Genomic DNA, 22,058 nt, shown 5'->3' on the forward strand with positions numbered 1-22,058 from the left:
TTCACGAAAATCGGCGGGTGATCGGAGCCTTGGCGTGATCTCCAGCCTCTGTTGACTGGCTCCTGTTTGCCAAATTAGTGGTGATAAAACAATGGCCGTTGCGAACTGATCCACGATCCTTGCGCCGGTTCGCATTGCTTCAGCTTGCCGCATGGTTGGACATTATGCGCACCTGCGGACCCGTTTGATTTGTCCTATGGTCCGTCTCGCTGCGGATGACAGGAACGGAAATCACATGAACGACCAACCGGACAGGGATCTGCCGCTTGAGATCATAGACCATGGCTCAGAGCACAAGGGTCATCCCCCGTCGCGCCGCTGGTTTCGCAAACGCTATCTTCTGGTCCTCCTGATTCCGGTCTTCCTGTTCTCCGGGGCCGTCATCGGCATGTATTTTCAACCGCCGGGTCTGCAAAAATTCTACGCGGTGACAGGTCTTCAACCGGGGGGCGGTTCTGTCTCTCCGATCGCCTTGCCGCCCGAGATCGAACTCCCACAGGATATGGTCGAAACGATGCGTGTCACCGATGTGATCGGGTTGGCCCGACTGTTGCCGCGTGGCGATGTGTCGATTGTTGCTGCGCCCTTCGGTGCCGGCGATGCGCGGGTCGCCGAAATACTGGTCGCCGAGGGGGACAGGTTGGACAAGGGTACAGCCGTGGCCCGGCTCGACAATCACGATGTCCTGCAAAGCGCGGTGCTTCAGGCAGAAGCCGCCGTTGCGATCCGCGAAGCGACCCTGATGCAAACGCAGGTCGCCGTGCAAAACAGCCGGGACGAGGCGCAGGCCGCGCTTGATCAGGCGAGCAGCGCCGCGGCAGAAGCCAAGACAGAGCAGGAACGGTCCCAATCGCTTTTTGAACGCGGAGTGACCACGCGCGCCACGCTGGATGCCGTCATCGCGGCCGAACAGCAGGCCGCCTTGGCTGTGACAAAGGCCGAGGCGACGCTGGCACGCTTCGCCGCCGTTGAGGTCGAGGAACAGCCGGATGTCATTGTTGCGGCGCGCAACCTGGATGCGGTACAGGCAGACCTGACGCGTGCCAGACGTGATCTGGCGCGCGCCGATGTTTTCGCCCCGATCACCGGCACCGTGCTCAACATCCACGCCACACCCGGTCAGCGACCACCGGCTGAAGGTATCCTTGAAATGGGCAACACCGACCAGATGATGGCCGAGGTCGAAATCTATCAGGACCGCATTGTTCAGGTCCAGAAGGGTCAACCTGTGGAGCTTGTCTCTACCGCGTTGGGGCAGACGTTTCAGGGACAGGTCGAATTCATCGGCCTGACCGTGGGCCGCCAGGGTCTGATGTCTGACGACACCGCAGCCAACACCGATGCACGGGTGATCCGCGTGATGGTCGAACTGGATGAGGCGTCATCGCGGATTGCCTCGCGGTTTACCAATCTCGAAGTGATCGCCCGCATCGACACTCATGGATCCGTGCGCCCATGACCGGTTTCTTGCATGCCCTTCTCGGGCGTCTGCCGATCGGCTGGCTGCAACTGACGCACAGCCGCCCAAGGTTTGCCGCAGCCCTTGCAGGGGTCGCCTTTGCGAATGTTCTGGTCTTTGTGCAGCTTGGCATCATGAACTCGATGGCCACGGCGACACTCAAGCCCTACGGTTTTTTCTCGGCTGACATCATGATCTCGGCGGGGGATGCGAATTCCATGACCGAAGGGGGAAACGTCGCCCGCCAATGGCTGTTGCAGGCGCTGGCGGACCCGGATGTCGATGCGGGCATGGGGCTTTTTATCGGCAACGTCTCCTGGCAGCGCGGCGAAAAATCCCTGGGCCTGACCACTTACGGGATCGACCCGACGCAAGCGCGGTTCCTGTCACCCGATATCGCCGCCAAAAGCTCTGTCCTGCAACTTCAGGGGTCCGGCCTTCTGGATCGGTTCAGCCGGGGACTGCCGCGTGAGGAGGCCGCGTCGATCCGCCCCCAGACGCCGCTTTCCTTTGAAGTCTCCGGCAAGACGCTGACGCTGTACGATACCTTCGCCGGTGGCGGCGGTTTTGGCGGTGACGGCTACATGATGGTGTCGGACCAGACATACCTGACGCTGTTTGGCGGCCGCACGTCCGCGGCTCCTGATCATATCCTGCTGCAAACGCGCCCGGGAGTGGACGCGGATCAGGTCGCGACCCGATTGCGGGAACTCATTTCGGACAAGACCCTGCGGATCAGAAAGTATGCAACCGCCGCCCAAGAAGACCTGACATACCAGCAAACCAAGCGTCCCACCGGCATCATCTTTGGCTTTGGTGTCATCATCGGCATTCTGGTGGGGATCGTCATTGTCTATCAGGTGTTGTCGACGGATGTCTCGGATCACATGCGCGAATACGCGACTTTCAAGGCAATGGGGTATGGCCACCCGTTCTTTCTTGGCATCGTGCTGGAAGAGGCGCTGATCCTCGGGATTCTTGGCTTTCTGCCGGGACTTATCGTCGGAACCGGGATTCTCAAAGCTATGGCTCTCGCCACGACCTTGCCCTTGCAGATGACACTCGGAATGGCGGCAGCGGTGTTTGTGGGAACGGTTGTGGCCTGTGCGCTTTCGGGGGCAATCGCGACCCGCCGTCTGGCCGGCGCCGATCCGGCGGATTTGTTCTGAGATGCCGCCTGACAGCGATCCCCCCATTGCGGCGCATGACCTGAACCATTGGTTCGGAACCGGCGAGGCCAGGAAACAGGCGCTTTTCGACGTTACCCTAAAGGTCAAACGCGGGAGCCTGACCGTTCTGATGGGTCCGTCAGGGTCGGGCAAGACCACTTTGCTGACGCTTCTGGGATGCCTGCGCGAAGTGCAGGACGGCTCTGTGCAGTTGCTCGGGCATGAATTGCATGGCGCCAACGGCGCGCTGCTCACCACATTGCGGCGCAGACTGGGCTTTGTGTTTCAAGCGCACAACCTCCACAACAGTCTGACCGCGCGGCAGAATGTCGTGATGGGCCTGCAGGTGCATGGCAATTTGCCTGCGGATCAAGCCGATACCGCCGCCAGCCACGTCCTGCACTTGGTGGGTCTGGGCGACCGCCTTGATTATCTGCCCGCAAACCTGTCAGGCGGCCAGAAACAACGTGTCGCCGTGGCCCGCGCACTGGTCGGGAATCCCGATGTCATCTTCGCCGACGAACCCACCGCCGCCCTCGACCGCGAAAGTGGCGCCAATGTCGTGGACCTGATCAAACGTCTGGGCCGCGAACGCGGGACCACCACGGTCATGGTCACCCACGACAACCGCGTCCTCGACCAGGCCGACCGGATCGTCACGCTCGAAGACGGACGTATCGTGGGGGATCGCCAGACCAACACCTGAGCACACATCTGGCTGATGTCTTGTCGCTGATGTGGGAATAAGTCCGCAGTGGCGCACACCAACGGGACCGAACCGTCCCGTCACACAGCCTGACCGCCGATGTCGTCAATACCTCGCCCCGGCACGTTATTTCAGACCCTTCGGGCTACCCACTAACCCACCGAGGTCAAATGGAGGCGAGTACCGGAATCGAACCGGTGTACACGGATTTGCAATCCGCTGCGTCACCACTCCGCCAACTCGCCAGAGTGGCGTTTTGATTAGGCGGTTGGGCTGGGCGCGTCAAGCGGATATCGGGTGTGCATCGCGTCACATGATGTGGCAGTATTTCGCGCGTTCTGCGCATTGCTGAAATCTGTCAGCTATGGCAGAAGTCCAACAGCGAACTGAACGGATGAGTTTAGCCCATGACAGACTTTGCTGGCCGACGGACCATGATGGTCGATACGCAGGTGCGTCCCTCCGATGTGACCAAGTTTCCGATTATCGATGCGATGCTGTCGGTGCGGCGAGAGCTTTATGTGCCGCGCGAACAGGTCGAGGCGGCCTATATCAGCGAAAACGTGGTGATTGCGCCGGGGCGGGTGGTTCTTGAACCGCGCACATTGGCCAAGTTACTGGATTCGTTGAATATCAAAGGCGATGAGCTGGTGCTCGATATCGGGGCAGGCTACGGTTATTCCTCGGCAGTTGTGGCGTGTATGGCGGAAGCCGTGATCGCTGTCGAAGAGGATGAGACACTCGCGGGCGAGGCGCAGGGCATCCTGTCGGATCAGGGCGCGGACAATGTCGCGGTCCATACCGGGCCGCTGACAGAAGGTGCAGCGCAGCACGGGCCCTACGATGCGATTCTCATACAGGGCAGCGTCGAACAGGTGCCCGATGCCCTGATAGACCAGCTCAAGGAAGGTGGCCGGATCGGCTGTGTCTTCATGGAAGGCGCTCTGGGCGTTGCCAGAATCGGCTACAAGATTGATGGTGACATGACGTGGCGCTTTGCGTTCAACGCATCCGCACCCGTGCTGCCGGGATTTGAGAAAGAAACAGCCTTCGCGTTGTAAGATCCGGGCACCGAAACAGATAAAAAAGAACAGGTCTTTGGGGGACAGCAGGAATGGCGAAACGCACGAAACTGACTGCAATCGCAGTTGCGCTGGGTCTCACGTTCAGCGTGCAGATGGCCAAGGCCGAAACGCTGGCCGACGCCATGATCGGTGCGTATAACACCAGCGGTCTCCTGGAACAGAACCGCGCGGTCCTGCGTGCTGCGGATGAAGACGTCGCGCAGGCCGCTGCGGCCCTTCGGCCCGTTATTTCCTGGTCGGCAGATGCAACCCGCCAGTTCGGAACCTCACGCAGCGCGTCTACCGGCAACCTGATCGTCGACACGGTTTCCAACACGGTGTCTGCCAGCCTGATTGCCGAACTGACCCTGTTCGACAATGGTCAAAGCCGACTGGCGATCGAGACTGCAAAAGAGGCGGTGCTTGGCACCCGCCAGCAGCTTGTTTCGGTGGAGCAGCAGGTTATCCTGTCCGCTGTGGAAGCTTTTCTCGAAGTGGGTCGCGCGCTTGAGAACGTGGCGCTGCGGGAAAACAACGTCCGTCTGATCACGCAGGAACTGCGCGCCGCCCGTGAGCGATTCGAAGTGGGTGAAGTGACCCGCACGGATACAGCGCTTGCCGAAGCACGTCTTGCCGCCGCCCGCAGCCAGTTGGCCGCGGCACAAGGGGCGCTGACCATTGCGCGCGAAGAGTATCTTGCCATCGTCGGGCGTCTGCCCGGAACGCTGGAGCCTTTGCGTGGCCTTCCGGAATTGCCGAATTCCGTTGATGCTGCCAAGTCGATTGCGGTGCGGGAACATCCGCAGGTCAAATCGGTGCAGCATCAAGTCGCCGCATCCGAACTGAACATCCTGCGGGCCGAAGCGGCCATGAAACCGTCGGTGCGGTTGGCAGGACGTCTGTCGGTGACGGAAGACTTTGAAACGGAGCGGTTCACGCGTGGTGGGTCCATCGGTGTCGAAGCGGGTGGCCCTATCTATCAGGGTGGACGACTGACGTCGCTGGTCCGACAGGCGATGGCAAATCGTGATTCGTCACGCGGACAGTTGCTTCAGGCAATCGACCAGGTGTCGCAGAATGTCGGCAACGCCTACGCGCAGCTGCGAATCGCGCAGGCGGGTCTGGAATCGTCGGATCGTCAGGTTCGTGCGGCGACCGTCGCCTTCCGGGGTGTGCGCGAAGAAGCAGCACTTGGCGCGCGGACCACGTTGGACGTTCTGAACGCCGAGCAAGAACTGCTGAATGCGCGATCTGCCCGGATTTCGGCGGAGGTTGATCAAAGCATCGCGGCGTATAGCGTCTTGTCCACGCTGGGGCGTCTGACGGCAGCGGATCTGCGTCTGAACGTGCAGCAATACGACCCCGTCAGCTACTACAACCTTGTGAAGGATGCCCCCATTCGCAAAAGCGAGCAGGGCAAACAGCTTGACCGTGTTCTCAAGTCACTAGGAAAGAACTAGTTTTTGCGGATCTGTTGTGCGTTGCGCGCCGCCAAGCTACTCTGACATCGAGGTAGCAGTGGTGAACCATGTCTGATCCTGTGACAAACGTGGAAATTGAGGACGTTCTGTCGTCTATTCGCAAGCTCGTGGCGGAAGATTCGCGCACGGCACCTCGGACGCGCAAACCGGAAAAACCAGAGCGGCTTGTCCTGACCCCGGCGCAACGGGTGAAAGACGACGCGCCTGCGCCAAGACCCTCTGCCGAACCGGTTCTTTTGACTCAACCTGTCAATCGTGCGCCGAACCCCACGGGTGGCATGCCCATTGACGACATTCCTCGCGATGCCCGTCTTGCCGATTTCGGTGACGTAGAAGGCGCGTTTCCGGATATCGACAGCGTCGAGACGAAGGTGACCGAAAACGCGCGCCCCGAGCAGACTCCTGAAAAGGCAGAAGAAAACACGTCGCCGCGCGGTAATCTTGATCGCCTGATCGAAAAGGAAGTGGCCGCTGCACTTGGCGTTGACGTTGACAAGGCCGACGATACGGACGCGGGGCAACAAAGCCTCGAAGATCAGGCTGGGATCATTCCCGACGATGACGAAGATTTTGATTGGGCTGACTTTGAGTCCGATCATGACACTGTAGCGCTCGTGCCCGAAGACGCTTCCCCTGAAGGCGATTTGGAAGACATCGAGGTCGATCACGCAGCCGAAGATCTGCCTGCATCATACGCGGGCGATGCCGAAGACGACCGGGACAGCGCCGCACAAGAAGACATACACCAAGAGGCGTCGGTGATGGCGGTCGTGGACCCCGAACCGACGCTTGCTGAACCACCTGCACCCCCTCAAACGCTTGAAGACAAGGTTGCGGCATTGGGTCGCCTGGTCGCGCGTGACAGCCAGGAATTCGAGGAAGAGCGGGATCGCCCGGATGCTGACGACCTCGCAGCCACATCAGAGCCCATGACATGGCCCGATGTCGCGCCGTTCGTCGAGGTGGAAGAAGAGGACGAAGCGCCGTCGGGATCGAATGTGTTGCATGCTGAAAATGCCTGGCCGCAGGCCCAGGTGCCGCACCCTGTCGAGGACGCAGAGCCAGAAGAAGAAACGCTGCCCTCTGTGGATACGGGGCAGGCTGCACAGCTTGAAATTGATGAAGAGATTCTGCGGGAACTGGTCGGCGATATCGTGCGGCAAGAGCTTCAGGGTGCGCTTGGTGAACGGATCACGCGCAATGTACGCAAGTTGGTCCGTCGCGAGATTCACCGCATGCTCATCTCGCAGGAATTCGACTGACCGCCGACGACCTGACATCCACCCAGCCAAGACAACAGAAAACGCGCCCACTGAGGGCGCGTTTTCTGGTTGTTGGTCAGTTGGTTAAGCGGCTTCTGCCTGTTGGGCAGCAGCATTGCGACGCTCGCTCTCTTCGCGCGACAGCGCAACCGAGGTCCGAACACCTTTGCCTACAAAGTCCATCAGTCCGGTAACAACCCGCTCGTTTGGGTCGATCCCGGCGCAGCTCAGGACTTCGCGACCGTCACGAGACCGCGCCCAACGCGCAATCTGCTCTGGTCCGTTACCATACTTCTTGTCATCTGCGATCGCGTCATCCAAAGCGGCAAGAACCACGGCAGCGAACAGCTTGCGTGCGCGATTACCTTGCTCTGCGTTGAAGGCGGTACCGTCAACGAAATCTTTCATGATCCGTCCTGTGATTATTGCTCTTGTGTTTTCCGGCGTGAAGCTCGTTATGGCGCATTCCAGACGATTCGGATACCCTAGTTTTGCATACCTTTTATGCAAAAGCTGCATGGCTTGCCGGATCGAATATACGAAATATGGTTGTCTGGACAGCGTATCATCACCCAGATATAGGGGCAGCCAAAGTTCGATCAACCTTTTAACAAAGTTTTGCCATGCCCAAAATCAACGGTAACGAAATCCGCCCCGGTAACGTACTGGAGCATAACGGTGGTCTCTGGGCCGCTGTGAAGGTCGACCATGTGAAACCCGGCAAGGGTGGCGCATTTGCACAAGTGGAGATGAAGAACCTGCGCAACGGCTCCAAACTCAACGAACGCTTCCGGTCCGCCGACAAGGTCGAACGCGTCCGGCTTGAACAGAAAGACATGCAGTTTCTCTATGAAACCGACGGTATGCTCGTGTTCATGGACACCGAAACCTATGACCAGGTCGAACTGCCTGCCGACATTCTTGGCGAACGCCGGCCGTTCCTTCAGGACGGCATGACCATTCTGGTGGAATTCCACGAAGCCGAGGCGCTGAACGCGACCCTGCCGCAGAAAGTGACCTGCAAGATCGACGAGACGGAACCGGTCGTCAAAGGCCAGACCGCCGCCAACAGCTTCAAACCCGCGATCCTCGACAACGGGGTCAAGGTGATGGTGCCGCCCTTCGTCGGTCAGGACGAGTTGATCGTGGTGAACACCGAAACGATGGAATATTCCGAGCGCGCGTAAGTTAACGCAACCAGCGACAGGCGCGTGCAAATGCGCTTGTCTCCGAACGCCCGATTTCCGCGCAATTAACCTTTGATGCGCCATACCCCGTCCCACGGTGCGCACCGAGCGGGAAGGGTCACTCCCATGCCGCGACAGACATCTCATCGGCGTGACGCGGCAACGCGTTGACCAACCGAGATCGATCTTTCCGGGGCTTTGGCAGCCTCATGGTCGCGGGGGAGACCCCGCCACAAGGACAGAGCTGTCGACCTTCGGGGCGGCGCCGCTTCCACTCTTTCGGTCTCAGTCGGGACCAATACAAACCAAACCCCTGCCGGGACACACCCGTGCGGGGTTTTGGGCGTGGATCTACGCGGGCTTGAAACGCACTACGGCATCTTCGGCGCGCATGTCGTCACTGGCGCGGTCAAAGCGCAGATAGGCCAGGCCGCGACCCTCGGCCTGCGTGAACAGCGTCCCGGCGGCCTTTTTCCCCGCGACAATCTCTGATCCCACCGGCGGGCTGCCCTCGACCACGACCTGTGCCAGTCCTTTGCGCAGTTCGGTCTTGTGCTTCATCCGCGCGACGACCTCCTGGCCGACGAAACATCCCTTGCGAAAATCGACACCGTTCAGCCGCTCGAATCCCATTTCGAGGATAAAGCTGTCCGGCGTCAACTCCACACCGCTTTCCGGCACAACCGCCGCCACGCGCAGCGTGTCCCAATCGACGTTGTCATCGCCGAGTTGCCCGTCATAGCCGCGCCAGCCAAGGCTGGGATCACGCGGATCGGCAAAGGCACCGTCCGGCACATCGCCCAGCCCACGGCTCACCGCGATATCGGTTTCTTCGATCTCGACCTTGGAGCGCAGCTTGTACATCGTCAGCGCCTGTTTCAGCTCCGCCGCCAACGGTGTTGCAACGTCCAGCAGGATGGCGTCACCCGCAGGCACCAGAAAGAAATCCGCGCGGTACTTGCCCTGTGGTGTCAGCATCGCGGCATAGACCAGACCCTTGTCCAGCTTGGTCACATCATTGGTCACAAGCCCTTGCAGGAAATCCTGTGCTTCTGCGCCGCTGATCCTGAAAACCGTTCGATTTGGCATGTCGCCCCCTGACTGTGTTCCCGTCAGAGATAACGGTGATGTTCCCGTGTGCAAGGGGTCAGGCCGTTGCCGGTGCCCCAAGGATCTGGCGCGACAGGATGCGATCAATCGACACCGCGCCGGCGCCCTTGATCACCAGCGTGACAAGGATCAGCATCCAGAACGCGCGTTGATCAAGGATCACGCTGTCCGGCACCCTGTCAAACCACGCGCCAAGCGTTTCGACATGGGCAAGTCCGCCGTGACCGTAAAGGTCAGTCAGGGATTGCACGACCACGAACCCGATCATCCCCAGTGCGGCCAGCCGGGTGAACAACCCGATCACGATCAGCAGCGGCAGGATGAATTCAGCCCATGTGCCCGCCACCACAACCGCCCAGTGAAAGAGGCCAAGCTGCGAAACGTCATAGACCACCGCTTCCATTTGCTTGGGAAAGATCTGCGCATAGGCTCCCGTCGACGGGATGAAGACGCCCATGATCCCGTCACCCAGTTTGGTCATGGCCGAGGACCAGAAATACATCAGCAGCGTTGCGGCAAAGACGAAGCGCGCCAGCAAAGGGACAAGCCCGTCCATCGACCGTTCAATGGCTGAAAAGACGGACGAGTGAAGGAAAGCAATACGATCCATAGGGGCGGTCTTTCTGATTGAATTCTGGTTAATGTGTCAAAGCCGTGATGGCGTTGCGGGATAATAGAAGGTTCAGAAACGCAGCCAGATCAAAGGCTTCATCTGCCGCGTCGATGGCTTTGCCAAACGGCGTTCTGTCTTGCAGCGCGATCAGGACATCCGCCGCACCGGTGCCCAGAACAACGGGCTCGGGATCAAATTCGGCGCGCAGGATCAGGACATCTTCCGCCGTGCCAGCGGGTTTGCCCCCGCCGCGCAGCGTATAGTGCCAGATCGCGCCGATGGGCCAGTGCGACCGCAGCAGGATCATCGACGGTGCAAAATCAAAAACCGTGGAAAGAAGCATGTCTTCGTCCAGCGCCTGCAGGGCTGACGGGTCAATCCCGGTGCTGTCTGCGGCGTGATAGCTTTGCCGCATGGCGACGTCGATCCGGGCCACATCGGCCAGATACGGAAGATGGGCAAGCTGTTCGACACCTTGAAGAAAGGACGGAAATTCAGCACCATAATGCATCATCAATGGCGAACTTGGCGGGGTCTGGCGCAAGAATGCGCGCGCCACATGGTCAAAGTTCTCACGACCAATGAGCCCGACAATCGACGGAAACCCTTCGGCCAGCGCGTCGCGCAAGGACACCGTGACGTTGTTGCGGTAGACTCCGTAGCGGCGTCCGGCGGGTCGGCTTTGGCCATCGGTCAGGCCATCGGGAACCGGATGTGCAGGGTTCAGCAAACCGCCGAAAAAGGTTGTCTGGGTGATCATGCCGACACGCGGTGCAGCGCAGATTCTGCGCGCCGCGCCTCGTCCGCCAGCACTGGCCAGCCGGGGACATCGGTATCCCATTCGACCAGCAGCGGCTTTGGTCCGGATCGCGCCAGCGTGTAATCAAGCAAGGCCCAAACCGGGTCCACGACCTCGCGCCCGTGGCTGTCGATCAGCAGGGGCGAACCAAAGTCATCTTCGTCCTCGTCATGACCGCCAAGGTGGATTTCTCCAACAGCGTCAAGCGGGTAGGCGTCGATATACTCTTGCGGCGAATAGTCGAGATTGGTTGCAGACACGAACACGTTGTTCACATCAAGCAGCAGGCCACAGCCGGTGCGGCGCGCGATCTCGGCCAGGAAATCTGTCTCGGAATAAGTGCTCTCGGCAAAGGCCAGATAAGAGGAGGGGTTTTCCAGCAGCATCCGGCGGCCCAACAGGCTTTGCACCTCGTCGATGTGATCGGTAACGCGGGTCAGGGTCGCGCTTGTGTAGGGCAGGGGCAGCAGGTCGTTCAGGAAATGGCTGTCATGGGTGGACCAGGCCAGATGCTCGGAAAAGCTGGCGGGGTCAAGCCAGTCACATAGGTGTTTCAGCCGCGCAAGGTGGTCGGGATCAAGCCGACCTTCACCGCCTATGGAAAGGCCGACACCGTGCACCGAAATGGGAAAGCGTTCTGCCAGAACGCGCAATTGTGCCAGCGGGCGCCCACCATCGCCCATGTAGTTTTCGGCATGGATTTCCAGCCAACCCACCGGACTGGGATCGTTGAGAATGTCGGTGAAGTGCTGGGCCTTGTAACCGACACCGGGACGGGCGGGAAGATATGGAAAGGCATGTGTGGCGTCAGGCATGGTCGTGTCCTCTGGTGCAGGCCGGGCTCTGGCCCGACCTGCGTATTTTGGATGGGCACACCGGGTCTCTGCCCGGCCGCCCCGATCCCTCAACCTTGTGGCAGGTCGCGCTCGAGCTCTTCAAGCGCACCCATGCGCTCCGACCCGTCTGCCATTGTCGGCAGTTCGATTTCGGCGCAAGTGCCTGCGTCGACCAGCGTCCACGCATTGCCCTGGTAGTCAACGGTGGATGTGCCCGCGCATGTTGTGCCCGGACCTGCGGCGCAGTCGTTCTGACCTGCAAGGGACACGCCAAAGCATTTCTCTTTTGCTTGGGCCGATGCGGTTGTGGTGTGCGCGGCAAGGCTTGCGGCAACAGCGCCCACGAGTGCGACGGTTTTGATGGCTCTCGACATGTGATTGGTCCTTTTGGTTGATCTAGATTTTCAAATTCGCTCGGCGCTGCGTCTGCATCGTCGACATCTCAACAATGCCCCGCGACAGGCTGTCGCGCTATTCACGGCGGTGTGTTTCACGCGTGCGTTATGGTTGGTGAGGTTTTGGGCGTATTATTATCGTTTGTTTTCAGTAAAATAGAAAAAGCCCCGTAATAATACGAGGCCTTTTTGAAAGTTTCCAGTCCTGGAATGTTACAGAAGATCCGGCGGTGTGGCGTCTTTGGACAGGCTGCTCACGACCTCGGTCAGGGATGTTACAGAGGTTTGCTTCTCACCCAGCCGTCGCACGGTGACGGTTCTGTCCTCAACCTCGCGGTGGCCGATGGCAAGGATCACCGGCACCTTTCCGACCGAGTGTTCGCGGACCTTGTAGTTGATCTTTTCGTTGCGAATGTCCGCCTCGGCCCGCACACCGGCCTTGGTCAGGGCATCCACCACCTCGCGTACATACTCATCCGCCTCGGACACGATCGACGCCACAACCACCTGACGCGGGGCCAGCCAGAAGGGCAGTTTGCCCGCGTGTTCCTCGATCAGGATACCGATGAAGCGTTCGAATGACCCAAGGGTTGCCCGGTGCAGCATCACCGGACGGTGGCGCGCGCCGTCCTGTCCGATATAGGTTGCGTCCAGCCGTTCGGGCAGAACGAAATCGACCTGCAAGGTGCCGCATTGCCAGTCCCGGCCAATCGCATCGGTCAGCACAAATTCAAGCTTGGGTCCGTAGAAAGCGCCTTCGCCGGGGTTCAGCTCGAACTCGCAACCTGCGGCAATCGTGGCGGCCTTGAGGGCTGCTTCGGATTTGTCCCAGACCTCGTCAGATCCGGCGCGGGTGTCTGGGCGATCAGAGAACTTGACCTTGAAGTCCGAAAATCCGAGGTCGATGTAAATTTCTGACAGAAAGTCGATAAAGCGTTTGGTTTCATCTTCGATCTGGTCCTCTCTACAGAAAATATGAGCATCATCCTGGGTAAACCCGCGCACGCGCATGATGCCGTGCAGGGCCCCGGAAGGTTCATATCTGTTGCACGACCCGAATTCGGCCATACGCAACGGAAGATCGCGGTAAGACTTTAACCCCTGATTAAAAATCTGGACGTGACAGGGACAATTCATCGGTTTGAGCGCATTGACCGCTTTTTCCCGCGCATGATCTTCATCCACTTCGACGATGAACATGTGGTCCTGGTACTTTTCCCAGTGACCCGAGGCTTCCCACAGCTTGCGATCCACCACCTGCGGGGTGTTCACCTCGACATAGCCGCCACGCGTCTGGCGACGGCGCATGTAATCCTGCAAGAGGGTATAGATGCGCCAGCCATTGGGGTGCCAGAACACCTGACCGGGGGCCTCTTCCTGCATGTGAAAGAGGTTCATCTCGCGGCCCAGCTTGCGATGATCGCGCTTTTCGGCCTCTTCGAGGAAATTCAGATATTGCTTCAGGTCATCGCGGTTCTTGAACGCCACACCGTAGATGCGTTGCAGCATCGGACGGGTGTTGTCGCCAAGGAAATAGGCGGCCGAGACGTTCATCAGTTTGAACGCATCCGCAGGCACCTGTCCGGTGTGCTGAAGATGCGGGCCACGGCACAGGTCCATCCAGTCGCCGTGCCAATACATGCGGATGTCTTCACCTTCGGGAATCCGGTCAAGGATCTCGACCTTATAAGGCTCGTTGTTGTCGGTGTAGTGCTGGCGCACCTTGTCGCGGGTCCAGAGTTCGGTGCGCACCGCGTCGCGGGCGTTGATGATGTCTTTCATCCGCTTTTCGATGGCACCCAGATCTTCGGGTGTAAACGGCTCTTGCCGGTCGAAATCGTAGAACCAGCCATTGTCCCGCACCGGTCCGATGGTGACTTTGACATCCGGGTACAGTTCCTGCACCGCGCGCGCCATGATATGCGCCAGGTCATGCCGGATCAGTTCAAGCGCCGGGGCGTCGTCCTGCATGGTATTGACGGCGATGCTGCTGTCAGCCGGGATCGGCCATTGCAGATCCCAATGCGCGCCGTTGACGGTGGCGGAAATGGCTTTCTTGGCCAGCGATTTGGAAATGCTTTCGGCGACGTCGGCAGGGGTTACACCCTGTTCGAAGTCGCGTGCAGTACCATCGGGAAAGGTCAGGGAAATCTGGCTCATTGGCCATGCTCCTCGTCAGTTTGGCGCCCACGGAACGCCCGGTTGCGGGTTATATACGTCGCGCGGGTTTTGGCAGGGGGGCGGCGGCGCGTCAAGACAGGGCGGGTCGGAAACGACCGGGTGAGTCGGCCCTTTTGAGGTTGGGCGCGAAAGATTCTTGCGCGGTATACCAATGTATTATTGGAAGTCGTTTATAAACAATGGGTTAAACTTTGCTTTCGTTATGGACGAAAACGACGTAATTGATATGTATAACGACATTCCACTATTGGAAGCTTTGAACGTCATTCGACACGGGAGAGCAGGCAATGCCCGGTTACAACACGAAATTCGATCTGACTGTCGAGGATATGGAGCTGATCGAGGACGCGCTGCGCACAACCAAGCGGTCGCTGAACACGGCGGTGATCCAGCAGGATGCGGACCCGCTGCACCCTTGTGAAAACACGCGCTCTGTCGATGCGTCGATGAAGCAGATCAATGATCTTCTGGGGCGTCTGCACAATCAGAAGAATTTCTTCCGCCCGAAATCCGGCGCCTATATCGGCGGGTGAACCTTACCGCGCGCTGCGATGCGCGCGGAACCAACCTCGGCACGCTGGCGTTTACCAAGGGTTTGACCCAGGAGCGCGCATGCAGAGCCAGATCACCGACAGCTATGAAGTCCTGACAGACGCGGACGGAGAGGTTCGTGACCGTGAGGCGCGCAACGGCGTGCGTCACATGGTTAGCCTGTCGATGACGAAAGTGGCCGATGGGCTGATCGACCCCAAGCTTGTTCTCAGTTGGCTGGCCGGCACACTTGGTGCGCCTGCTGCGATGACCGGGCTTCTGGTTCCAATCCGCGAGGCCGGAGCGCTGTTGCCGCAGATCGCGCTTGCCGGCTGGGTGCAGTCTATGGCGCATCGCAAATGGGCCTGGGTTCTTGGATCGGCGGGGCAGGGCATCGCCGCATGTGCCATCGTGGTGATCGCCCTGACGATGGAAGGTGTCGCCGCCGGTGCCGCGCTGTGTGGCGCATTGGCGGTTCTGGCGCTGTCGCGGGCGGCCTGTTCTGTCAGCTACAAGGATCTTCTGGGCAAGACGGTACAAAAAACCCGCAGAGGTGCCGTGACCGGGGTTGCCGGGTCCACAGCGTCGATTGCCGTGCTGGTCTTTGCGGGGTTGCTGATCTCTGGCCTGTTGCGCGACGTGACGCCCGTGATCGTTGCCATCGCCCTTGCCGCAGGGTTGTGGATCGCGGCGGCCACCCTGTTTTCGCGGCTTGAGGAAAAGGCATCGACGGAAACTGCGGACACGTCGGTCGACCTGACGCCGTTGAAGGAAGACGGTCAGTTCCGCCTGTTCATCGCGGTGCGCGGCTTGTTGACCGTGACAGCGCTGGCGCCGCCGTATTTCGTGCTTCTGGGTGGTGGGCAATCGGCGTTGCAAGGGCTGGGTGCCCTGCTCTTGGCCTCTGCTGCGGCGGCGTTTGCGGGGTCGTATGTGTGGGGGCGGCTGTCTGACGTGTCGTCACGCAAGGTGCTGTTCCTGTCGGGCCTGCTGGCGACGGGGTTTGCCACGCTGGCGGTGCTGGCCGAACTGACGGGCTGGGCGACAACCGCTTGGGTGATCCCGGTGATCCTGTTCTTTTTCATGCTGTCCTATCAGGGCGTGCGGTCGGCGCGGTCGGTCTATCTTGTCGATATGTCCCCCGAGAATGCCCGGTCGTCATATGCCGCGTTGGCCAACACGGCGATTGGGGTTCTGTTGCTGGTGACCGGGGCGGTCGGTGGGTTGCTGGCCCTGGCGGGGCCGGTTGTGTCTTTGGTCGGGTTTGCCGTGCTGTCCCTGATCGGCGGCGTGCTGGCGCTGCGGCTTGACGAGGTCGAAAACGGCTAGACCAGCAGTCACCTCTTGGGTTCCGGCGCGCTTTGCGTAAAGTTCGCGGCGAACCGGAATGGAGGCAGGCATGACAGAGATACACCATATCGACGGACCGAACGGGCACCGGTTGGCCTATGCCAGGACCGAAGGCGAAGGCCCGACCATCGTGTTCCTGTCGGGCTACAAATCCGACATGGACGGCACCAAGGCGGTGCATCTTGAGGCTTGGGCCAAGCTCCATGGTCGCGCTTTTTTGCGGTTCGACTATTCGGGGCATGGCGCCTCGGGCGGTGTGTTCGAAGAGGGCTGCATCGGAGACTGGGCGCGCGATGCGCAAGCGGTGATCGAAGCCACCACCGACGGCCCCGTGGTCCTGGTTGGCTCGTCCATGGGCGGCTGGATCGCGTCGCTGATGACGCAACGCTTGGCGCATGTGGTTGGATTCGTCGGCATCGCCGCCGCGCCCGATTTCACCGAGGACGGGTTCTGGGCCGGGTTCTCGGACCAAGAGCGGCGTCAGGTCATGGAGGACGGGCAGGTCGCGCTGCCGTCAGAGTACGGCGACCCCTATATCGTCACCCGCCGCCTGATCGAAGACGGGCGCGAGAACCTTGTACTTCGCTCACCACTGCACATGCCCTACCCGGTGCGCCTGCTGCAAGGCACCGAAGACAATGCTGTCACCCGCGAAACCGCGTTGCGCCTGCTTGATCATATCGAGGGGCCGGATGTGCAGTTGACGCTTGTCAAAAGGGCGGATCACAGGTTTTCGGAGCCACAGAACCTGCGCCAGATCGAGGATTCGATCCTTGATGTGATGGGCTGAGGTGATGGTGTTGCAACCCTGTCCAAGACCACCCGAGAGGCCGATGCCACAGCATGTTGCCGCCGGACATTTGATCCGGGGGAGCGACGATCCGTGAACGCATCGTGTGTTTCCGTTAACGGAAACACTTTCGCCAGACGGGGATCTGTGGCTATTGGGGACCGGGCTGATGTGCGAAACCGGGGTTTTCGTTGACCTGCGTCCCCTCTATGCCCACGCTGATATGGGTGGGCTTGTCCGGAAAAGGAGCTGTCATGGAGCAGAGGATATCGCTGATCACGCTGGGCGTGCGCGACATGGAGAGAGCGGCGGCGTTTCTTGATGCGCTGGGCTGGGTACGCGTCGAGGCGCAGGACGGCGTGATCGCCTATGATCTGCTGGGTCAGACGCTAGGTCTTTATCCGCTGGACAAGCTGGCTGACGATATCGGGATTGATGTTGCCCAACTTGGGCGCGGCGCGATGACGCTGGGGTACAATGCGCGGGACCGGGCCGGGGTGGATGACGTCATCGGACGTGTCGAAGCGGCAGGCGGAACCGTGCTGAAAGCGCCGCAAGAGGTGTTCTGGGGCGGGTATCACGGTTATTTCAGCGACCCGGAAGGTCATATCTGGGAAGTGGCGCATAACCCGTTTTCGACCTTGCGTGAAGGCGACAGTGCCTTCCGCTGGACCGGGTATTGAGACGACCGCACAGCATGCGGGGCCTTGAGACGCTTGGCCGCGTGCGCCTGTCGCGACATTTCTTCATGCGGGATTTCCTGTTCTCGGAAATTGGCAACATTCACCGGATTCAGAACATTCCGGATCATCCTGACCTTGCCATCGCGCGGGGACAGGCTCTGTGCGAAACGCTGCTCGACCCGCTGGAGGAAACCTTTGGCCGGATTGCGGTCCGCTCTGGGTTTCGCTCTGCCGCGCTCAACAGTTTTGGAAATGAGAACGGGCTGAATTGCGCACGCAACGATTATCCGCTGGAATGCCACATCTGGGATCGGCCGGATGTCGCGGTGGCGGGGGCCAGCATCGTCATTCCATGGTTTGCGGATCAGTACGATCAGGGGCGCGACTGGCGCGATCTGGCGTGGTGGCTTTACGATCATCTGCCGTTTGCCGAAGCGTGGTTCTTTCCCAGGCTTTGTGCCTTCAACCTGTCCTGGCGGCCTGACCCGCAGCGTCGGATCGACAGCTATATCGCTCCCAAAGGGACGCTGGTCCGCGCTGGCTTGCCGCCGTCAGAGCCGCTGGACACCCGCGCTGCACGCTATGTCGATTTCCCACCCTTTCGGGGCATCGCCTATCCCTGACACCGGGTCTGGACAGGGCTTGCCACCGAAACTAGCGTGACCGCTACACGCCTATGCAAGTTGAGGAGCGCGCTTGTGAACCTGCCCAGAACGCCGCCTTTTCGATTGGATGGAAAGCGTGCCGTGGTGGTCGGCGGATCGCGTGGGATCGGGTTTGGATGTGCCGTGGCGCTGGCCGAAGCAGGGGCGCATGTGATCGTTGCCGCGCGCGGCGCGACCGAGGTGCAGGCGGCGGTCAACGAAATGGCTCAGGCCGGGTTCAGCACCGAGGCGCAATTGCTCGACGTGACCGATCTTGACGCCGTGCGCGACGCGTTTGACGTGTTTGGGCCAATCGACATTCTGGTGAATTCGGCAGGATCGGCGCGCCACAGCCCGGCGCTATTGACCACGCCCGACGACTTTGATGCGGTGAGCGCCATCAACATCCGCGCCGCCTATTTCCTGGCGCAGACCGCAGCGAAACAGATGATCGGTCGCGGCGGGTCGATCATACAAATCAGCAGCCAGATGGGTCATGTCGGCGCCATTGATCGGTCGGTCTATTGCGCAACCAAACATGCCGTCGAAGGCATGACCAAGGCGATGGCCATGGAATGGGGGCCGGAAAATATCCGCGTCAACACGATCTGCCCGACCTTCATCCTGACCGAATTGACCAAGCCGACGTTTGACGATCCCGAGCAACGGGCCTGGATCGACAGCAAGATCAAGCTGCCGCGTGTGGGGCGGGTCGAGGACATCATGGGCGCCTGCCTGTTTCTGGCCTCTGATGCCAGTGCGCTGGTGACCGGGACGTCGATCCTTGTTGATGGTGGATGGACCGCCGGATGACACGGCACGGGACGCGGTTGCCGGGATTCGGATCGACCAAGCGAAGACCACAAACAGAGTGGCGCAGGTCACATTTGTGACTTGTCCGGGCACCCATCAGCGCACTTGTTAACCAAATCGAAGACAAATCCGCGCAAGCCGGGGTGACTGGAATCGACGGGCACTGATCCTGCGCGGATCGGCCCGCAAACCGAAAGGCTTGCAATGAGAGGGTTCGACAACCGATTCACCGATTTCCCCGAGTATATCCTCGGGATCACCAAAGAGATTTGGGAGGATCGCGGGTTTGGGGCGCGGATGAAAGCGTATTACCACCCCGAAGTGATCGTGCGAAGCCCCGGCGGGATCACGTTCGGCGAGCCTGCGAAGACGGCGGCGATGATGGCGACCTGTCACGAATTCCCGGACTGTCAGCTTTTGGGAGAAGATGTGATCTGGTCCGGCACGCCAGAGGTCGGAATGCTGTCCTCGCACCGTATCCTGTCAACCGCGACCCATGTGAACGACGGTCCGTTCGGGCCAGCCACCAGACGCAGGATCACGCTGCGGGCGCTGGCGGATAGTTATGCCAAGAACAACAGGATCAGCGACGAATGGTTGATCCGCGACACTGGCGCGATCGTCCGCCAGTTGGGCTATGACGTGAAGGACTGGGTGCGCGACCGGATCGTTGCGCTTGATCCCGGCACCCAGCCGTTCCGCCCGACAATCGACGTGCAGGGGCCGTATACGGGCAAGGGCAATGACAATCAGTGGGGCGCGGCCTTTGGGGCGCTTCTGACCCGGATCATGGAGGGCGAATTTTCGGTCATTCCAGATCAGTATGATCGCGCTGTTCAGGCCGACTATCCCGGCGGTCAAACCGTGCATGGCACTGCTGGCGTCGATGCGGTCTGGCTTGGTCTTCGGTCGTCGTTTCCGTCGGCCATGTTCGACATTCACCATCAGATCGGCATGGAAGAGGTCAACATGCCGCCACGCGCCGCGATCCGCTGGTCGCTGACCGGCAAACATGACGGCTGGGGCGCGTTTGGCGCACCGACAGGTGCCGAGGTTCATGTCATGGGGATTTCCCATGCCGAGTTCGGCCCACGCGGATTGCGACGGGAATGGACGCTTTACGATGAAACCGCGATCTGGATGCAAATTCTGGCTCATCAGGGCTGACACGATCCCGTCGCAAGACATGCGTAACCAAGCATCCTTGGCTACTGGAGCGGTCTTGCCGATGTGCTAGATTACCATTTTATCTGGGATGCGGAGGGATGCCATGTCTGGAAACACGCTTACACTGCGCGCGGCCGAACCCTCGGACAGGGATGCGCTGGATCGTTTGTTCGGGCAAAGCTATCCGGTTCTTCTCAAGCCCGATTATCCACCTTCCATCCTTGTCACGGCTGTTCCTCTGATTTCACAGGCGCAACCGGCGCTGATCGCTTCGGGCACCTTCTATGTCATGTGCGACGGCCCCGAGATTGTCGGTGCCGGTGGTTGGACGATGCAGGCGCCGGGGGGAAAACCGGGGGTGCGGGGAATCGGGCATATCCGTCACGTCGTCACCGATCATCGTCGCACCCGCGAAGGTATCGCACGCAGATTGTTGGAGCACATCATCTTGCACGCCCGTGCGTCCGGCATGTCCCAATTGCAGTGCCAAAGCACCCGCACAGCCGTTTCGTTTTACGAAGCGATGGGTTTTGAGGCACAAGGCGAGATCGAGATCCCATTGCGCCCCGGAATTCTGTTTCCGGCGGTATTCATGTCGCGATTGCTGTGACCTCAATTGATTTGGGTCATGGAGTGTTTACCTTTTTTGGAGTGGACTCATGATCCAGCAAAGGAGGGGACCATGCTGACAATCACCAAACCAGAACCAAACCGGGTTGATATCGACCTGTCCGGGAAAGTTGATTCCGAGGAAATGGCCAAGGGTCTGGATGACCTGCTCGACATGTCTCAGGATGTGAACGAGGGGAAGATGCTGTACACAATCACGTCGTTTGCGTTTCCCGAACTAGGGGCAATGGCCGTCGAGATGGCGCGACTTCCCAAGATGTTTGGCCTTTTGGGCCGGTTCGACCGCTGCGCCGTTCTGTGTGACGCGTCCTGGATCAGAACCGCAGCCGAGATCGAGGGCGCGCTGTTTCCCGGCATCGACATAAAGGGCTTTGAACTTTCCGAAAAGGACGAAGCCGAGGCCTGGCTGGCCAACGCACCCGCCTGAGCGGTTCGACGCGCGAGGTGACAGGGGTCGCATTTGGCATACGGTCAAATGCAGGGCGTTTCCGCGCCCCGCATGGTCAAACCACAACTGATGCGTTCAAGATGGTTGATCAACAGCCATATTGCGACCTATGACGAAAGGAGACAGAATTTTCACCAAGAATCGGAAAAGGACATCCCTGTGACCCGAATTCTTGCCCTGTGCGCGTTGGTCCTTCTGGCAGGAGTCCTGACCTTTGGCACTCCGGGACATACCCAAGGCTACGCCACAGAGAACAACACAAGAAGAGCGTCCCCGTCAGACATCAATGACGTCGTGCGTGGGTTCACCACCGGCGCGCAACGTTTGTGCGGCAATATCCCTGACCCGGCCTATACGGTTGATTGTGTCGCGGATTATTTCGACTGGCTTGCGGACAGACTTCCACAAACGCAGGAATTTTGGGAGGCGCGGAGTATCATCAGCGGTGCAGCCAGCGAGATGAACCGCGTTGCGCGTGACAATGCCTCCGCTACCAGGCGCCCGGCAGTGATCCGCCTGAACAACAGCAGCGCACCCTCCGGCCGGACCAGCCGCGTCGTGATCCCGGTGGCCCCCGAGCGCCAAGCGGCAGCACGCTCTGCAGCTGTGGCCATTGTGGAAGAGGCAGAGACACAGCTTCTGCGCGCTTCAGAACGGTCACAACGCAGCAAGCTCGCCTACACGAACATCGCCGCGGCAATCGGGAATTCTTCGCTGATCCTGTTGCGATCCGGTTAGGT

The 22,058-nt window shown here is 59.9% G+C and carries 24 protein-coding genes and 1 tRNA gene; 17 read left to right on the forward strand and 8 right to left on the reverse strand.

The features are described from left to right. Positions 1–235: 235 nt before the first annotated feature. From ACTIEN_RS14160 to ACTIEN_RS14170, 3 genes are read left to right on the forward strand one after another with little or no spacing between them, the layout of a single operon-like run. Complete coding sequence (locus ACTIEN_RS14160; RefSeq protein WP_439523798.1) at positions 236–1,459, forward strand: HlyD family efflux transporter periplasmic adaptor subunit; 1,224 nt, start codon at positions 236–238, stop codon at positions 1,457–1,459. After that, the gene (locus ACTIEN_RS14165; RefSeq protein ID WP_439523799.1) at positions 1,456–2,628 is read left to right on the forward strand and encodes an FtsX-like permease family protein; all 1,173 of its coding nucleotides are present in this window, start codon (positions 1,456–1,458) and stop codon (positions 2,626–2,628) included. Before ACTIEN_RS14160 ends, ACTIEN_RS14165 begins: the two co-directional genes overlap by 4 nt. Before the next feature lies 1 nt (position 2,629). Then, positions 2,630–3,334 (forward strand): ATP-binding cassette domain-containing protein, encoded by a 705-nt coding sequence (locus ACTIEN_RS14170; RefSeq protein WP_439523800.1) that lies wholly within the window; start codon positions 2,630–2,632, stop codon positions 3,332–3,334. 171 nt (positions 3,335–3,505) lie between these two features. On the opposite strand, the gene ACTIEN_RS14175 is transcribed toward ACTIEN_RS14170, so the two are convergent. Then, positions 3,506–3,579: transfer RNA gene (locus ACTIEN_RS14175), tRNA-Cys, on the reverse strand. Positions 3,580–3,741: 162 nt separating this feature from the next. Here ACTIEN_RS14175 and ACTIEN_RS14180 point away from each other — a divergent pair. The 3 genes from ACTIEN_RS14180 (at position 3,742) to ACTIEN_RS14190 (ending at position 7,141) form a co-directional block, all read left to right on the forward strand. Next, complete coding sequence (locus ACTIEN_RS14180; protein ID WP_439523801.1) at positions 3,742–4,395, forward strand: protein-L-isoaspartate O-methyltransferase family protein; 654 nt, start codon at positions 3,742–3,744, stop codon at positions 4,393–4,395. A gap of 53 nt (positions 4,396–4,448) precedes the next feature. Then, positions 4,449–5,858 carry a TolC family outer membrane protein gene (locus tag ACTIEN_RS14185; protein WP_439523802.1) on the forward strand — a complete coding sequence of 470 codons (1,410 nt, stop codon included), beginning with the start codon at positions 4,449–4,451 and terminating at the stop codon, positions 5,856–5,858. A 68-nt stretch (positions 5,859–5,926) separates the two neighbouring features. Continuing rightward, positions 5,927–7,141 (forward strand): hypothetical protein, encoded by a 1,215-nt coding sequence (locus ACTIEN_RS14190; protein WP_439523803.1) that lies wholly within the window; start codon positions 5,927–5,929, stop codon positions 7,139–7,141. 84 nt (positions 7,142–7,225) lie between these two features. Here ACTIEN_RS14190 and ACTIEN_RS14195 read toward each other — a convergent pair whose 3' ends face one another. Continuing rightward, positions 7,226–7,549 carry a DUF6280 family protein gene (locus ACTIEN_RS14195; RefSeq protein WP_439523804.1) on the reverse strand — a complete coding sequence of 108 codons (324 nt, stop codon included), beginning with the start codon at positions 7,547–7,549 and terminating at the stop codon, positions 7,226–7,228. A 215-nt stretch (positions 7,550–7,764) separates the two neighbouring features. On the opposite strand from ACTIEN_RS14195, the gene efp reads away from it, so the two are divergent. After that, entirely contained in the window at positions 7,765–8,328 is a 564-nt protein-coding gene (gene efp, locus ACTIEN_RS14200) for an elongation factor P (protein WP_439523805.1), read from the forward strand. A 351-nt stretch (positions 8,329–8,679) separates the two neighbouring features. On the opposite strand, the gene ygfZ is transcribed toward efp, so the two are convergent. The 6 genes from ygfZ to thrS form a co-directional block, all read right to left on the reverse strand. After that, the gene (gene ygfZ, locus ACTIEN_RS14205; RefSeq protein ID WP_439523806.1) at positions 8,680–9,417 is read right to left on the reverse strand and encodes a CAF17-like 4Fe-4S cluster assembly/insertion protein YgfZ; all 738 of its coding nucleotides are present in this window, start codon (positions 9,415–9,417) and stop codon (positions 8,680–8,682) included. A gap of 58 nt (positions 9,418–9,475) precedes the next feature. Next, complete coding sequence (locus ACTIEN_RS14210) at positions 9,476–10,048, reverse strand: DoxX family protein (RefSeq protein WP_439523807.1); 573 nt, start codon at positions 10,046–10,048, stop codon at positions 9,476–9,478. Between the two features lie 28 nt (positions 10,049–10,076). Further along, positions 10,077–10,811: an HvfC/BufC family peptide modification chaperone gene (locus tag ACTIEN_RS14215; protein ID WP_439523808.1), complete on the reverse strand. Its 735-nt coding sequence runs from the start codon at positions 10,809–10,811 to the stop codon at positions 10,077–10,079. Further along, the gene (gene bufB, locus ACTIEN_RS14220) at positions 10,808–11,665 is read right to left on the reverse strand and encodes an MNIO family bufferin maturase (protein ID WP_439523809.1); all 858 of its coding nucleotides are present in this window, start codon (positions 11,663–11,665) and stop codon (positions 10,808–10,810) included. Before bufB ends, ACTIEN_RS14215 begins: the two co-directional genes overlap by 4 nt. 89 nt (positions 11,666–11,754) lie before the next feature. Continuing rightward, positions 11,755–12,060 (reverse strand): BufA1 family periplasmic bufferin-type metallophore, encoded by a 306-nt coding sequence (locus ACTIEN_RS14225; RefSeq protein WP_439523810.1) that lies wholly within the window; start codon positions 12,058–12,060, stop codon positions 11,755–11,757. A gap of 234 nt (positions 12,061–12,294) precedes the next feature. Continuing rightward, positions 12,295–14,241, reverse strand: a complete 1,947-nt coding sequence (thrS, locus tag ACTIEN_RS14230) for a threonine--tRNA ligase (RefSeq protein ID WP_439523811.1) — start codon at positions 14,239–14,241, stop codon at positions 12,295–12,297. A gap of 308 nt (positions 14,242–14,549) precedes the next feature. Here thrS and ACTIEN_RS14235 point away from each other — a divergent pair, with 308 nt between their 5' ends. The 10 genes from ACTIEN_RS14235 (at position 14,550) to ACTIEN_RS14280 (ending at position 22,056) form a co-directional block, all read left to right on the forward strand. Next, positions 14,550–14,795: a hypothetical protein gene (locus ACTIEN_RS14235; protein WP_439523812.1), complete on the forward strand. Its 246-nt coding sequence runs from the start codon at positions 14,550–14,552 to the stop codon at positions 14,793–14,795. Between the two features lie 79 nt (positions 14,796–14,874). After that, positions 14,875–16,122: an MFS transporter gene (locus tag ACTIEN_RS14240; protein WP_439523813.1), complete on the forward strand. Its 1,248-nt coding sequence runs from the start codon at positions 14,875–14,877 to the stop codon at positions 16,120–16,122. A 70-nt stretch (positions 16,123–16,192) separates the two neighbouring features. Then, a complete protein-coding gene (locus ACTIEN_RS14245; RefSeq protein ID WP_439523814.1) occupies positions 16,193–16,933 on the forward strand; it encodes an alpha/beta hydrolase in 741 nt (246 codons plus the stop codon). A gap of 254 nt (positions 16,934–17,187) precedes the next feature. Continuing rightward, positions 17,188–17,616, forward strand: a complete 429-nt coding sequence (locus tag ACTIEN_RS14250; RefSeq protein WP_439523815.1) for a VOC family protein — start codon at positions 17,188–17,190, stop codon at positions 17,614–17,616. A gap of 14 nt (positions 17,617–17,630) precedes the next feature. Then, on the forward strand, positions 17,631–18,239 hold the full coding sequence (locus tag ACTIEN_RS14255) for a hypothetical protein (protein ID WP_439523816.1): 609 nt from the start codon (positions 17,631–17,633) through the stop codon (positions 18,237–18,239). Between the two features lie 75 nt (positions 18,240–18,314). Then, positions 18,315–19,073 carry an SDR family NAD(P)-dependent oxidoreductase gene (locus tag ACTIEN_RS14260; protein ID WP_439523817.1) on the forward strand — a complete coding sequence of 253 codons (759 nt, stop codon included), beginning with the start codon at positions 18,315–18,317 and terminating at the stop codon, positions 19,071–19,073. 204 nt (positions 19,074–19,277) lie between these two features. Then, complete coding sequence (locus ACTIEN_RS14265) at positions 19,278–20,240, forward strand: nuclear transport factor 2 family protein (protein ID WP_439523818.1); 963 nt, start codon at positions 19,278–19,280, stop codon at positions 20,238–20,240. 103 nt (positions 20,241–20,343) lie between these two features. Further along, the gene (locus ACTIEN_RS14270; RefSeq protein ID WP_439523819.1) at positions 20,344–20,850 is read left to right on the forward strand and encodes a GNAT family N-acetyltransferase; all 507 of its coding nucleotides are present in this window, start codon (positions 20,344–20,346) and stop codon (positions 20,848–20,850) included. 72 nt (positions 20,851–20,922) lie between these two features. Then, positions 20,923–21,297: an STAS/SEC14 domain-containing protein gene (locus tag ACTIEN_RS14275; protein WP_439523820.1), complete on the forward strand. Its 375-nt coding sequence runs from the start codon at positions 20,923–20,925 to the stop codon at positions 21,295–21,297. A 180-nt stretch (positions 21,298–21,477) separates the two neighbouring features. After that, entirely contained in the window at positions 21,478–22,056 is a 579-nt protein-coding gene (locus ACTIEN_RS14280) for a hypothetical protein (protein WP_439523821.1), read from the forward strand. Positions 22,057–22,058 lie beyond the last annotated feature (2 nt).

The sequence above is a fragment of the Marivita sp. genome (assembly GCF_051859345.1).
Lineage (GTDB): Bacteria > Pseudomonadota > Alphaproteobacteria > Rhodobacterales > Rhodobacteraceae > Marivita.

What these genes read in the sequence shown, in the direction of transcription:
- efp (WP_439523805.1), top strand. Translation starts at nt 7,765, where the DNA reads ATGCCCAAAATCAACGGTAACGAAATCCGCCCCGGTAACGTACTGGAG.
- ACTIEN_RS14250 (WP_439523815.1), top strand. Translation starts at nt 17,188, where the DNA reads ATGGAGCAGAGGATATCGCTGATCACGCTGGGCGTGCGCGACATGGAG.
- ACTIEN_RS14275 (WP_439523820.1), top strand. Translation starts at nt 20,923, where the DNA reads ATGCTGACAATCACCAAACCAGAACCAAACCGGGTTGATATCGACCTG.
- ACTIEN_RS14160 (WP_439523798.1), top strand. Translation starts at nt 236, where the DNA reads ATGAACGACCAACCGGACAGGGATCTGCCGCTTGAGATCATAGACCAT.
- ACTIEN_RS14245 (WP_439523814.1), top strand. Translation starts at nt 16,193, where the DNA reads ATGACAGAGATACACCATATCGACGGACCGAACGGGCACCGGTTGGCC.
- ACTIEN_RS14210 (WP_439523807.1), bottom strand. Translation starts at nt 10,048, where the DNA reads ATGGATCGTATTGCTTTCCTTCACTCGTCCGTCTTTTCAGCCATTGAA.
- ACTIEN_RS14180 (WP_439523801.1), top strand. Translation starts at nt 3,742, where the DNA reads ATGACAGACTTTGCTGGCCGACGGACCATGATGGTCGATACGCAGGTG.
- ACTIEN_RS14185 (WP_439523802.1), top strand. Translation starts at nt 4,449, where the DNA reads ATGGCGAAACGCACGAAACTGACTGCAATCGCAGTTGCGCTGGGTCTC.
- ACTIEN_RS14225 (WP_439523810.1), bottom strand. Translation starts at nt 12,060, where the DNA reads ATGTCGAGAGCCATCAAAACCGTCGCACTCGTGGGCGCTGTTGCCGCA.
- ACTIEN_RS14215 (WP_439523808.1), bottom strand. Translation starts at nt 10,811, where the DNA reads ATGATCACCCAGACAACCTTTTTCGGCGGTTTGCTGAACCCTGCACAT.
- ACTIEN_RS14270 (WP_439523819.1), top strand. Translation starts at nt 20,344, where the DNA reads ATGTCTGGAAACACGCTTACACTGCGCGCGGCCGAACCCTCGGACAGG.
- ACTIEN_RS14235 (WP_439523812.1), top strand. Translation starts at nt 14,550, where the DNA reads ATGCCCGGTTACAACACGAAATTCGATCTGACTGTCGAGGATATGGAG.
- ACTIEN_RS14170 (WP_439523800.1), top strand. Translation starts at nt 2,630, where the DNA reads ATGCCGCCTGACAGCGATCCCCCCATTGCGGCGCATGACCTGAACCAT.
- ACTIEN_RS14190 (WP_439523803.1), top strand. Translation starts at nt 5,927, where the DNA reads ATGTCTGATCCTGTGACAAACGTGGAAATTGAGGACGTTCTGTCGTCT.
- ygfZ (WP_439523806.1), bottom strand. Translation starts at nt 9,417, where the DNA reads ATGCCAAATCGAACGGTTTTCAGGATCAGCGGCGCAGAAGCACAGGAT.
- ACTIEN_RS14265 (WP_439523818.1), top strand. Translation starts at nt 19,278, where the DNA reads ATGAGAGGGTTCGACAACCGATTCACCGATTTCCCCGAGTATATCCTC.
- thrS (WP_439523811.1), bottom strand. Translation starts at nt 14,241, where the DNA reads ATGAGCCAGATTTCCCTGACCTTTCCCGATGGTACTGCACGCGACTTC.
- bufB (WP_439523809.1), bottom strand. Translation starts at nt 11,665, where the DNA reads ATGCCTGACGCCACACATGCCTTTCCATATCTTCCCGCCCGTCCCGGT.
- ACTIEN_RS14240 (WP_439523813.1), top strand. Translation starts at nt 14,875, where the DNA reads ATGCAGAGCCAGATCACCGACAGCTATGAAGTCCTGACAGACGCGGAC.
- ACTIEN_RS14255 (WP_439523816.1), top strand. Translation starts at nt 17,631, where the DNA reads ATGCGGGGCCTTGAGACGCTTGGCCGCGTGCGCCTGTCGCGACATTTC.
- ACTIEN_RS14165 (WP_439523799.1), top strand. Translation starts at nt 1,456, where the DNA reads ATGACCGGTTTCTTGCATGCCCTTCTCGGGCGTCTGCCGATCGGCTGG.
- ACTIEN_RS14195 (WP_439523804.1), bottom strand. Translation starts at nt 7,549, where the DNA reads ATGAAAGATTTCGTTGACGGTACCGCCTTCAACGCAGAGCAAGGTAAT.